The sequence below is a fragment of the Bradyrhizobium sp. AZCC 2230 genome, assembly GCF_036924495.1.
Taxonomy (GTDB): domain Bacteria; phylum Pseudomonadota; class Alphaproteobacteria; order Rhizobiales; family Xanthobacteraceae; genus Bradyrhizobium; species Bradyrhizobium rifense.
The window spans coordinates 6442857-6455092 of sequence record NZ_JAZHRS010000001.1 but is presented as its reverse complement, the minus strand read 5'-3'; the positions used below and the strand labels follow the sequence as shown (position 1 = coordinate 6455092).

Below are 12236 nucleotides of genomic sequence, written 5' to 3'. Positions count from 1 at the left end.
ATGTCGATTGCCGCAGAACGCAAAGCGGAAGTCATCAAGACGAATGCCAACAAGGCCGGCGACACCGGCTCGCCAGAGGTTCAGGTCGCGATCCTGTCGGAACGCATCAACAACCTGACCAACCATTTCAAGACCCACGTGAAGGACAACCATTCGCGTCGTGGTCTCTTGAAGCTGGTCTCGACTCGCCGTTCGCTGCTCGACTACCTCAAGAAGAGGGACGAGGCGCGGTACAAGGCGCTGCTCGAGAAGCACAACATTCGTCGCTAAGAGTTCTTGCGCGCGCCACCGGCGCGCGTTTTTGCGCGTGATTTCGAGCGAAAGCGCTTATTTTAAGGTTTTTGATCGAGGCTCACGCGTACGTCCGGTGCGGGCCAAATGTTGCTTCGCATCCGGGGGCACGATGAGCGAAGACCGCGGTTCGGTGTTCGCGCGCGTGCCGACTGACAGTCCAGCAGCAATCCGGCGGCTGGGCGCAACGGGCAAGGTGCCCGTATGACCCGAAAGGATGGACGCCATCCGACATCCAAAAACCATGGCAGGATCGCAGGACGCTGATCGCCCGCTCCGATCAGCGTCCTGCAATCTTGACATGGTTTTTGTTTTTCGAGCCGTCCCTTCTTTCGAGAAACCATGAAAGAAAACTTCTATGTTCAATAAGCATTCAGTCGAGATCGACTGGGGCGGACGCCCTCTCAAGCTCGAAACCGGCAAGATCGCGCGTCAGGCCGACGGCGCCGTCCTCGCCACCTATGGCGAGACCGTGGTGCTCGCCACCGTCGTCGCTGCGAATTCGCCGCGTGAAGGCGTCGACTTCCTGCCGCTGACCGTCGACTACCAGGAAAAGACCTACGCAGCCGGCCGCATTCCCGGCGGCTATTTCAAGCGCGAAGGCCGTCCGACCGAGAAGGAGACGCTGGTCTCCCGTCTGATCGACCGTCCGATCCGTCCGCTGTTCGTCGACGGCTGGCGCAACGAGACCCAGGTGATCGCCACCGTGCTGTCGCACGACATGGAGAACGATCCCGACATCGTCGCGCTGGTGGCCTCTTCGGCCGCGCTGACCCTCTCCGGCGCGCCCTTCAAGGGCCCGATCGGCGCCGCCCGCGTCGGCTTCGCCAATGACGAGTTCATCCTCAACCCGACGCTCGACGAGATGGTCGACACCCAGCTCGACCTCGTCGTCGCCGGCACCGCCGACGCCGTGCTGATGGTGGAATCGGAAGCCAAGGAGCTGAACGAAGACATCATGCTCGGCGCCGTGATGTTCGGTCACCGGCACTTCCAGCCGGTCATCAACGCGATCATCGAGCTCGCCGAGAAGGCCGCCAAGGAGCCGCGCGAAGTCACCGTCATCGACAATTCCGCGCTCGAGAAGGAAATGCTCGGCCTCGTCGAGCAGGAGCTGCGCGCCGCCTACGCCATTCCGGTCAAGCAGGATCGCTACGCCGCGGTCGGCAAGGTCAAGGAAAAGGTGATCGCCCACTATTTCCCCGAAGGGCAGGAGCCGAAATACGACAAGCTGCGCATCGGCGCCGTGTTCAAGGAGCTCGAGGCGAAGATCGTTCGCTGGAACATCCTCGACACCGGCAAGCGCATCGACGGCCGTGACTCGAAGACCGTGCGCAACATCATCGCCGAAGTCGGCGTGCTGCCCCGCGCTCACGGTTCGGCGCTGTTCACCCGCGGCGAGACCCAGGGCCTGGTCGTGACCACGCTCGGCACCGGCGAGGACGAGCAGTACATCGACGCGCTGTCGGGAACGTACAAAGAGACGTTCCTGCTGCACTACAACTTCCCTCCCTATTCGGTCGGTGAGACCGGCCGCCTCGGCGGCACCAAGCGCCGCGAGATCGGCCACGGCAAGCTTGCCTGGCGCGCGATCCACCCGGTGCTGCCGCCGCATCACGAGTTCCCGTACACGATCCGCGTGGTCTCCGAGATCACCGAGTCCAACGGCTCCTCGTCGATGGCTTCGGTGTGCGGCGCCTCGCTCGCGCTGATGGACGCCGGCGTGCCGTTGAAGCGGCCGACCGCGGGCATCGCGATGGGCCTGATCCTCGAAGACAAGCGATTCGCGGTTCTCTCGGACATCCTCGGCGACGAGGACCATCTCGGCGACATGGACTTCAAGGTCGCCGGTACGGAAGCGGGCATCACCTCGCTCCAGATGGACATCAAGATCGAGGGCATCACCGAGGAGATCATGAAGGTCGCGCTCGGCCAGGCCAAGGACGGTCGTATCCACATCCTCGGCGAGATGGCGAAGGCGCTCACCAACGCCCGCGCCGAGCTCGGCGAATACGCGCCGCGCATCGAGACCTTCAAGATCGCCACCGACAAGATCCGCGAAGTGATCGGCACCGGCGGCAAGGTGATCCGCGAGATCGTCGAGAAGACCGGCGCCAAAGTCAACATCGAGGACGACGGCACCGTGAAGGTCGCCTCTTCCGACGGCGAAGCGATGAAGGCCGCGATCAAGTGGATCAAGTCGATCGCGTCCGATCCGGAAGTCGGCCAGATCTATGACGGCACCGTCGTCAAGGTGATGGAGTTCGGCGCCTTCGTGAACTTCTTCGGCTCCAAGGACGGTCTCGTCCACATTAGCCAGCTCGCTTCGGCGCGCGTGCAGAAGACCTCCGACGTCGTCAAGGAAGGCGACAAGGTCAAGGTCAAGCTGCTCGGCTTCGACGATCGCGGCAAGACCCGTCTGTCGATGAAGGTCGTCGACCAGACCACCGGCGAAGACCTCGAAGGCAAGGGCGGCGACGGCGAGAAGGCCCCGCGCGAAGCGGCCGGAGAGTAATCGCTCCGCGACCCCAGATACACGAAGGGCGGCCTCGCGGCCGCCCTTTTTGTTTGTGTTCGCTCCAGGAGAGCTGCGCTCCCTCTCCCGCTTGCGGGAGAGGGTTGGGGAGAGGGTGCTTCCGCAGAGAGACTCCCAATGAGGAGAGAGCCCTCACCCGCCGCGCTTCGCGCGTCGACCTCTCCCGCAAGCGGGAGAGGTGAAGCAAGACCTCACGCCGCGAGGTCGAACCGGTCGAGGTTCATCACCTTGGTCCAGGCCTTGGCAAAATCCTGCACGAACTGCTGCTTGGCATCCGACGAGGCATAGACCTCGGCGAAGGCGCGGAGCTGCGAGTGCGAGCCGAAGATCAGATCGGCGCGCGTGCCGGTCCACTTCACCGCATTGGTCTTGCGGTCGCGGGCCTCGTAGGAGCCGTCAGCAGCCGGCGTCCACTGTGTGCTCATGTCGAGCAGGTTGACGAAGTAATCGTTGGAGAGCGTGCCCACTTTCGCGGTGAGGACGCCGTTCTTCGAACCGTTCGCATTGGCACCGAGCACGCGCAGGCCGCCGACGAGCACCGTCAGTTCGGGGCCCGAAAGCTTCAGAAGCTGCGCGCGATCGATGAGCGCTTCTTCCTGCTGGAGGAACTGATGCCGCTTGCCAACGTAGTTGCGGAAGCCATCGGCCCGCGGCTCGAGCGGCGCGAAAGAGGCAGCATCGGTCTGCTCCTGCGAAGCATCCATGCGGCCCGGCGTGAACGCGACCTTGACGTCGACGCCGGCATCCTTCGCGGCCTTCTCGACCGCGGCAGAGCCGCCGAGAACGATCAGGTCGGCAAGCGAGACCTTCTTCGCACCAACGCTGAACTCCTTCTGGATCGCTTCGAGCTTGCCGAGCACCTTGGAGAGCTGGGCCGGCTCGTTCACCTCCCAGTCCTTCTGCGGGGCAAGACGGATGCGCGCGCCGTTGGCGCCGCCGCGCTTGTCCGAGCCGCGGAACGTCGAGGCCGACGCCCAGGCGGTCGAGACCAGCTCCGGCACCGAGAGGCCCGAAGCCAGGATCTTGCTCTTCAGCGCAGCGACGTCCTGATCGTTGATCAGCTCGTGGTCGACCTTCGGAATCGGATCCTGCCAGATCAGCGTCTCCTTCGGCACCAGCGGGCCGAGGTAACGCACGATCGGACCCATGTCGCGATGGGTGAGCTTGAACCAGGCGCGGGCGAAGGCGTCCGCGAACTGATCCGGATGCTCGAGGAAGCGCCGCGAGATCTTTTCATAGGCTGGATCCATGCGCAGCGACAGGTCGGTCGTCAGCATCGTCGGCCGATGCTTCTTCGACTTGTCGAACGGATCCGGAATGATCGCGTCGGCACCCTTGGCAGTCCACTGGTTCGCACCGCCCGGGCTCTTCGTCAGCTCCCATTCGTAGTTGAACAGGTTCTCGAAGAAGTTGTTGCTCCACTTCGTCGGTGTCGTCGTCCAGGTCACCTCGAGACCGCTGGTGATGGAATCACCCGCCAGGCCCGACGCGTGCTTGCTCTTCCAGCCGAGGCCTTGATCCTCGAGCGCACCGGCTTCCGGCTCCGGACCGACCAGCGACGGATCGCCCGCGCCATGGGTCTTGCCGAAAGAGTGGCCGCCGGCGATCAGTGCGACGGTCTCTTCGTCGTTCATCGCCATGCGGAAGAAGGTCTCGCGGATGTCCTTGGCCGCGGCGATCGGATCCGGCTTGCCGTTCGGGCCTTCCGGATTGACGTAGATCAGGCCCATCTGCACTGCGCCGAGCGGCTCGGCGAGTTGACGTTCGCCGCTGTAGCGCTCATCACCGAGCCACGTGCCTTCGGGACCCCAATAGAGCTCTTCCGGCTCCCAGACGTCGGCGCGGCCACCGGCAAAACCGAAGGTCTTGAAGCCCATCGACTCCAGCGCGACGTTGCCGGCGAGCACCATCAGATCGGCCCAGGAAATCTTGCGGCCGTATTTCTGCTTGATCGGCCAGAGCAGCCGGCGCGCCTTGTCGAGGTTGGCGTTATCGGGCCAGCTGTTGAGCGGAGCAAAACGCTGCTGACCGGCACCGGCGCCACCGCGGCCGTCGGTGATGCGATAGGTGCCCGCGCTGTGCCAGGCCATGCGGATCATGAGGCCGCCATAGTGACCGAAGTCAGCCGGCCACCATTCCTGCGAGTCCGTCATCAAGGCGGTCAGATCTTTCACGACCGCGTTCAGGTCGAGGGTCTTGAACTCCTTGGCATAGTCGAATTCCTTGCCCATCGGATCGGAGAGGCCGGAATTCTTGTGAAGCATCTCGATGCTGAGCTGAGTTGGCCACCAGTCGCGGTTCGCTGGCACGCGTTTTCCGCCCGAAAACGGGCACTTCGAAGTGTCGTCCATGATTACCTCCTCTGGTGGCGTCCGACGGCGCCTTTGACCAGGTAGAACCACTCTAAGCGCCGCGTCCGATCAGGGGAAGTTGACTTTAATGATCGCTGCGATAGGATTTTCTGATGATCAACGTAACGATGCGCCAACTGCGATATTTCGACGCGCTGGCGCGCCATGGTCATTTCGGCCGCGCCGCGGAGTCCTGTTCCATCTCGCAGCCGGCGCTGTCGATGCAGATCAAGGAACTTGAGGAGGCGCTCGGCGGACTGCTGCTGGAGCGCAGCGCACGCCAGGTCGCGTTGACCCGGTTTGGCGAGGAACTCGCACAGCGCGTCCGCGACATCCTGCGCTCGGTCGATGAACTGGGCGATTTCGCCCGCGCCTCGCAGGACCGCTTTGCGGGCCGCCTGCGCATCGGCATGATCCCGACGATCGCGCCCTATCTCCTACCCAAGATCACCAAGAACCTCACGCGCATGCATCCGGAGCTCGACATCCGCGTGCGCGAGACGATGACGCCGCGGCTGATCCAGGAACTGGTCGAGGGCCGGCTCGATACCGCCATCGTCGCGCTGCCGGTCTCCGAGCCCTCGCTCACCGAGGTCGCCCTGTTTGAGGAAAAATTCCTGCTGGTGCGGCCGGGCACGGATGCCGGAACGCCGGTGCCGTCGCGCGAGATGATGCGGGAGATGCGGCTGTTGCTGCTCGAAGAGGGTCATTGTTTTCGCGACCAGGCGCTGTCGTTCTGCAACATGCAATCGGCGCCGCCGCGCGAGATGCTGGATGCGAATTCGCTGTCGACGCTGGTCCAGATGGTCAGCGCCGGCATCGGTGTCACCCTGATTCCGGAGATGGCGGTGTCGGTGGAGACGCGATCGGCCTCGGTCTCGCTGTCGCGATTCCGCGACCCCCGAGCCCTCGCGCACCATCGGCATGGTCTGGCGCAAGACCAGCCCGCTGGCGCGGCAGCTGCTGCAGATCTCCGAGGTGGTGTGCCTGTCGGCCGGCAAGGCGCGGCCGCGGCAGGCCACGCGCAGCCAAAGGGGTTGAAGCCTCGATGTCGCATCCGATTATCCGCCTTGCCCGCGCTGACGAATATGACGAGATCGGCCGTGTCTGGATGGAGAGCTGGGTCTCGACCGGGCTTGCCGAGGCGAGCGAATTCCTGCTGGCAAATCTGCGTGCACGCATCCGGCGCGAGATCGAGAACGGCTGGAGCCTGTTCGTCGCCGACGATAACGGCACGATCGCCGCGATGCTCGCGCTGCATCTGCCAAAACGCTATCTCGACATGCTGTTCGTCGGACCCGCCTATCAGGGGCAATCGCTCGGGCGGAAGCTGCTCGCTTTCACACGTACGCAGATGCCGGATGAAATGTATCTGCGCTGCATTCGCGAGAACGAAAAGGCCTGGCGCTGGTACGAACGCGAGGGCTTTGTGTTCGAGAAGGAAGAGATCGAACCGTCCAACGGCTTCATGATGAAGTACTACCGGTGGAAGCGGCCCACCGGATAGGCACCGAGTTCCGGGCGCAGCTTGCGGTTGTCACGATCCCACCCTAGTGTGGCGTGTCCGATAACCTCCTGCCGCCGATCTCCTGGAATCCATGTTTCGAATTGCTGCCTCGCTGATCGCGCTCCTGTCCCTTTTGAGTTCGGCAGTCGCGCAAACTCCTCCCGCGCCGCCTGCTCCCGCCAGGCCTGCAGCCAAGAAACAGGCGCCGAAAGCGGCCGCCGGTGCACGCGCCCCAGCATCGACGGAAGCCGGCCCCTGTCAGATCGGCGTCATTTCCGCGATCGGAGACCAGTTCTCGGTGCAACATGTCGGCCTCACGATGTTCGGCAACGAGTACATGGAGGCACCGATCGAGACGTGGGGTATCGATGACCTGTTCGTCGCGAGGGTTCGCGGCGCGGCTCCCGGCACGGCTGTCCGAAAGATCGCTTACGCAAGCGGAGCCTTCAAGCCGTACTATCATCCGGAAGCCAAACTGTTCCGCAATGACCGCGACGACCTGACGGCCCTGGTGCGACAGATCGCCGGAACTACAAATTGCGAACGCTACGTCGTAGCTACGAAATCCCGCGTTTCGGTTGACGGCACCAATCAATCAATCGAGGGCCTCGGGGTCTACAAGAATTGGGCGAGCCCTTCCGGGCGCGGCGTCGTGGTTGCCTATTTCCGTATAAACGTTTTTGACGGACGGACTTTCGACATCCACCGGGCGCCTACCCGGAACTTCGGAGATGTGCTTGCTTCGAGTTTTTCCAACAAGAACGACAATATGCAAATCCTCAACAATCTCGAGTTTCCCAAGACTCCTGAGCAAGTGACCAACAGCGCATTGCTGCGTGACAGCACACGCAGCCTGCTCACGGCCCAGCTGGACAAGTATCTACCCGCGTACATCAAAGGCGAGTGAGCGCTTTTGCCGGCGGGACGCGACAAAGGCTATCGCTCGTCCGCTTCCTGCGGCTGGGCTGCATTTGACGTGATGGCCCGGCTGGTCGTCGTTGCGACTGTCCTGTGGTGCTTTTCGACAACTGCTTGGGCGCAGACGCCATCGGCGCCATCAGGGACAGGAACCGAGACGGCAGGATCGGTCAGCAAGCAAGCCAACAGCAAGAAGACCACGCGGCGTGAAGCCACGGGCAGGCCCGCTTCCGCCGGCGGCAGCCCGTGCGACTTCGGTGTCGTCGTCACCACCGGCGATGAGTTCACCGTGCTGACGACCGGCCTGACCGTGTTTCAGAACAAGAAGATGGTGGTCCCGATCCCAGGCTGGCGACTCAACGATCTGATCTTCGCGCGGACTCGCGCTGCGATCCCTGCCGGCGTGTCCGTTCTGAGAATCTCCTACAACCCGGCGAAATTTCCTCCCCGCGATGAGTCGAAGGACACGTTGAAAGACAGGTTGTTCCGCGATCTCAACGCGGAGCTCGCCCAATACATGCGCGAGGTCGTGAAAGGAACGAATTGCCGGCACTACATCCAGATCCTCAATTCAATCAGCCCTATCGGGTCATCCAACTATACGGTCCGCGGCTTCGGCATCCTCAATCAGGATGTGGTGCTCGGGCGTCGCATCTTTCTCTACGCTCTGGCGTTCATCCGCATCTTTGACGGGCGCGACTTCTCTGTTGTCAGACAGAGCTCTGCGCTGATCAACGTGCGTCATTCCTTGGCGGTGCAGAGGCTTTTGGGAACGCTCATCAGCGGTCCCTATCGCGAGTTGCCCGCAGAATCGTTTCGCCCTGAAGATGCCGCCGATAATCCCGCACTGCGCGATGGCGTGCGCGCCATGCTGACGGAAAGCCTCGACAAGACGCTGCCGCTTTTGCTCGGGCTTCAACAAGCGACACGCGACAGCGACGCGCGCTGATCAACACGTCGCTCGCAGGAGGAATTGGTCGTGCAATTATTGACAGATCGTGGGCACGTCGCTGACGCTCCTTTGCCCACCCTACAGGATCCCGTCTATTCGGCCTTCAAATCGTCCGGCCTGGGCATCAGGACGGTGTTGTAGCCGGAATCGACATAGTGGATTTCGCCGGTCACGCCGCCGGAGAGATCCGACAGCAGATACAACGCCGAGCCGCCGAGCTCGTCGAGCGTGACGCCGCGGCGAAGCGGCGAGTGCTTCTGCATGAAGGCAAACATCGCGCGCGCCTCGCCGATGCCGGAGCCGGCGAGCGTGCGGATGGGACCGGCGGAGATCGCGTTGACGCGGATGCCGCGCGGTCCGAAATCGGAGGCGAGATAGCGCACCGAGGCTTCCAGCGCCGCCTTGGCCACGCCCATCACATTGTAGTTCGGCATCGAGCGCGCCGAAGCGCCGAAGGTCAACGTGATCATGCTGCCGCCGTCCGTCATCAGCTCGGCCGCACGTTTCGCGACCTCCGTGAACGAGAAGCAGGAGATCACCATGGTCCGCGAAAAGTTTTCGCGGCTGGTGTCGGCGTAACGGCCCTTCAACTCGTTCTTGTCGGCAAAGCCGATCGCGTGGATCACGAAGTCGAGCTTGCCCCACTTTTCGCGCAAGACGTCGAACGTGGCATCGACGCTGGCAATGTCCTCGACGTCGCAAGGCAGCACCAGCTCGACTCCGAGAGACTCCGCGAGCGGCTGGACGCGCTTGCCGAGAGCCTCGCCCTGGAAGGTGAAGGCAAGCTCGGCGCCATGGGCATGCAGCGTCTTCGCCATGCCCCAGGCGATCGAATGATCATTGGCGATGCCCATGATCAGACCGCGCTTGCCTTGCATCAAACCTTCCATCTCGCGATCACCTTCCGCTTTCGTCACGCCCGTGAGAGCTAGGAGCTAAGACGTGGATGGCCGGGACATCATTCGCGAAGACGCACTTCGCGCTTTTGCCCGGCCATGACCAGAAATTATTGGCGCGTCCGCAGTGACGTCACACATCCAGCCGGCTGAACACCAGCGTGGCATTGGTGCCGCCGAAGCCGAAGGAGTTCGACAGCACGGTGCCGATCTTGACGTTGTCGATGCGCTTGCGCACGATCGGCATGTCGGCGAACACAGGATCGAGTTCCTGGATGTGCGCGCTTTCGCAGATGAAGCCATTGTTCATCATCAGCAGCGAATAGATCGCCTCCTGCACGCCGGTCGCGCCCAGCGAGTGGCCGGTCAGCGCCTTGGTTGCCGAGATCGGCGGGCACTTTTCGCCGGCGCCGAACACGCGGCGGAGCGCATCGATCTCCGGCGGATCGCCGGCCGGCGTCGAGGTGGCGTGCGGGTTGATGTAGTCGACCTTGGTCTTCACCGTCGACATCGCCATGCGCATGCAGCGCTCGGCGCCCTCACCTGACGGCGCGACCATGTCGTAGCCATCCGAGGTCGCACCATAGCCGACGATCTCGCCGTAGATGCGCGCGCCGCGCGCCTTGGCGTGCTCAAGCTCTTCCAGGACGAGGACTCCCGCGCCGCCGGCGATGACAAAACCGTCGCGGTTGACGTCGTAGGGACGCGAGGCAGTGGCGGGCGTGTCATTGTACTTCGAGGACATCGCACCCATGGCGTCGAACAGCACCGACAGCGACCAGTCGAGCTCCTCGCAGCCGCCGGCGAAGACGACATCCTGCTTGCCGATCTGGATCGTCTCATAGGCGTTGCCGACGCAATGGTTCGAGGTCGCGCAGGCCGAGGAGATCGAATAGTTCACGCCCTTGATCTTGAACCAGGTCGCGAGCGTCGCAGACGCCGTGGATGACATCGCCTTCGGCACTGCGAACGGACCGACGCGCTTCGGTCCTTTGGTGCGGGTGATGTCGGCGGCCTCCACGATGGTGCGCGCCGAGGGACCGCCGGAACCCATGATGATGCCGGTGCGGATGTTGGAGACTTCGTCAGGCGACAGACCGGAGTCCAGGATCGCCTGCTCCATCGCGACGTGATTCCACGCCGCGCCCTGGCCGAGGAAACGCATCGCGCGGCGGTCGACCACTGTCGAAGGATCGAGCGTCGGCGCACCTTGCACCTGCGAACGGAAGCCGAGCTCGGCATATTTCTCAGCCCGCGAAATGCCCGACTTCGCCTCGTGAAGGCTCGCAAGCACTTCCTGGGTGTTGTTTCCGATCGACGAGACGATACCCATCCCGGTGACCACAACCCGCCTCATGACAGCCTCGCCTATATCGTTGTCTTCTTGGTGATGCGCGTTAGCTCAGGCTCGTGCCCTGCTTGAACAGGCCGACCTTCAGATCCTTGGCGCGATAAATAATCTGGTCGTCGACCGAAAGCCATCCGTCGGCAATGCCGAGCACGAGCTTTGAACGCATCATGCGCTTGATATCGACGTTGTACACAACCTTGCGGGCCTCGGGCAGCACCTGGCCACTGAACTTCAATTCGTTCAAGCCGAGCGCGCGGCCACGACCTTCGCCTCCGGTCCAGCCGAGATAAAAGCCGACCATTTGCCACAGCGCATCGAGGCCGAGGCAACCGGGCATCACGGGATCGTTCTTGAAGTGGCAGCCGAAGAACCAGAGGTCGGGTTTCACGTCGAGCTCGGCGCGCACCACGCCCTTGCCGTACTGGCCACCATGGTCGCTGATTTCCGTGATGCGGTCGAACATCAGCATCGGCGGCAGCGGCAGCTGGGCATTGCCCGGGCCGAACATCTCGCCGCGGCCACATGCCAGCAGATCTTCGTATTCGTAACCGTTGCGCCTGTTCAGCATGCGGAAGCCTCTGTTTGAACCCCGATTGAGCGGCGTTTCTGGCAAAAATGGGCCCCGTTTCGTTCGGAAAGCAACGCCAATTGCCGTCAGGCGCGAATGCCGAGAGCCCGGATGGACTTGCGAACCTGGCCTCAATGCCCGGCCGCGCCACAATCGGCGAAGCGGAACCGCGCGCTCTCTAACACAGGCCTTTTCGGGTGGCAAAGCGGTCCCATGAAGGTAAAATGACCGGGACCCGTCCCGGTTCCTCTGCTGATTAGAACCACTCTAGTTGCGAGAAACTTGCATCTGCATCTATCTGTCCATATATTGCAAATAGATAGTGTTCACGCGTGCCCGAATTCTGGAAATGAGCGAAAACAACGCCACTCATCACGACGAAGACGCCCATGCGGCGGCCCTTCTGTCCGGCCGCCAGCCGGCCCTGACCGGCTGCCCCTGGCACGACGTCAATGAAATGCTCCAGTCTGCCGGCCTGCGGCCGACGCGCCAGCGCATGGCTCTGGGCTGGCTGCTGTTCGGCAAAGGTGCACGCCACCTCACGGCTGAAATGCTCTATGAGGAAGCGACGCTGGCCAAGGTGCCGGTCTCGCTCGCTACCGTCTACAACACGCTGAACCAGCTGACCGATGCCGGCCTGCTGCGTCAGGTCAGCGTCGATGGCACCAAGACCTATTTCGACACCAACGTCACCACGCACCATCACTATTACCTCGAGAACAGCCACGAGCTGGTCGATATCGAGGATCCGCATCTTGCGCTGTCCAAGATGCCGGAGGTGCCGGAAGGCTACGAGATCGCGCGCATCGACATGGTCGTGCGCCTGCGCAAGAAGCGCTGAGATCGTCTGACATCACTGACTTGAT

General features: G+C 62.7%; 10 protein-coding genes and 1 pseudogene. 7 read left to right on the top strand and 4 right to left on the bottom strand.

All coding sequences use genetic code 11. The annotated features are described in order from the left end of the window. Both rpsO and pnp read left to right on the top strand, forming a co-directional pair. Nucleotides 1–270 carry a 30S ribosomal protein S15 gene (rpsO, locus tag V1280_RS30950; RefSeq protein WP_008131787.1) on the top strand — a complete coding sequence of 90 codons (270 nt, stop codon included), beginning with the start codon at nucleotides 1–3 and terminating at the stop codon, nucleotides 268–270. A 379-nt stretch (nucleotides 271–649) separates the two neighbouring features. Continuing rightward, nucleotides 650–2806 (top strand): polyribonucleotide nucleotidyltransferase, encoded by a 2157-nt coding sequence (pnp, locus tag V1280_RS30945; RefSeq protein WP_334533288.1) that lies wholly within the window; start codon nucleotides 650–652, stop codon nucleotides 2804–2806. Between the two features lie 212 nt (nucleotides 2807–3018). On the opposite strand, the gene katG is transcribed toward pnp, so the two are convergent. Further along, complete coding sequence (gene katG / locus V1280_RS30940; RefSeq protein WP_334533285.1) at nucleotides 3019–5178, bottom strand: catalase/peroxidase HPI; 2160 nt, start codon at nucleotides 5176–5178, stop codon at nucleotides 3019–3021. Nucleotides 5179–5291: 113 nt separating this feature from the next. Here katG and V1280_RS30935 point away from each other — a divergent pair. The 4 genes and pseudogenes from V1280_RS30935 (at nucleotide 5292) to V1280_RS30920 (ending at nucleotide 8552) form a co-directional block, all read left to right on the top strand. Continuing rightward, a pseudogene (locus V1280_RS30935) lies at nucleotides 5292–6219 on the top strand (LysR substrate-binding domain-containing protein). A 7-nt stretch (nucleotides 6220–6226) separates the two neighbouring features. Beyond that, nucleotides 6227–6685, top strand: coding sequence for a GNAT family N-acetyltransferase (locus V1280_RS30930; RefSeq protein WP_334533282.1), 459 nt, complete (start codon nucleotides 6227–6229; stop codon nucleotides 6683–6685). 91 nt (nucleotides 6686–6776) lie between these two features. Next, nucleotides 6777–7592, top strand: a complete 816-nt coding sequence (locus V1280_RS30925) for a hypothetical protein (protein ID WP_334533279.1) — start codon at nucleotides 6777–6779, stop codon at nucleotides 7590–7592. Between the two features lie 72 nt (nucleotides 7593–7664). Then, nucleotides 7665–8552, top strand: coding sequence for a hypothetical protein (locus V1280_RS30920; RefSeq protein WP_334533276.1), 888 nt, complete (start codon nucleotides 7665–7667; stop codon nucleotides 8550–8552). Nucleotides 8553–8647: 95 nt separating this feature from the next. Here V1280_RS30920 and fabI read toward each other — a convergent pair whose 3' ends face one another. From fabI to fabA, 3 genes are all read right to left on the bottom strand, one after another. Beyond that, nucleotides 8648–9445 (bottom strand): enoyl-ACP reductase FabI, encoded by a 798-nt coding sequence (gene fabI, locus V1280_RS30915; RefSeq protein WP_334533273.1) that lies wholly within the window; start codon nucleotides 9443–9445, stop codon nucleotides 8648–8650. A gap of 139 nt (nucleotides 9446–9584) precedes the next feature. Beyond that, nucleotides 9585–10808, bottom strand: a complete 1224-nt coding sequence (gene fabB, locus V1280_RS30910) for a beta-ketoacyl-ACP synthase I (protein ID WP_148773469.1) — start codon at nucleotides 10806–10808, stop codon at nucleotides 9585–9587. Nucleotides 10809–10848: 40 nt separating this feature from the next. Beyond that, on the bottom strand, nucleotides 10849–11370 hold the full coding sequence (gene fabA, locus V1280_RS30905) for a bifunctional 3-hydroxydecanoyl-ACP dehydratase/trans-2-decenoyl-ACP isomerase (protein ID WP_334533267.1): 522 nt from the start codon (nucleotides 11368–11370) through the stop codon (nucleotides 10849–10851). A 349-nt stretch (nucleotides 11371–11719) separates the two neighbouring features. On the opposite strand from fabA, the gene irrA reads away from it, so the two are divergent. Next, nucleotides 11720–12211, top strand: a complete 492-nt coding sequence (gene irrA / locus V1280_RS30900) for an iron response transcriptional regulator IrrA (protein WP_027531564.1) — start codon at nucleotides 11720–11722, stop codon at nucleotides 12209–12211. Nucleotides 12212–12236: the final 25 nt, after the last annotated feature.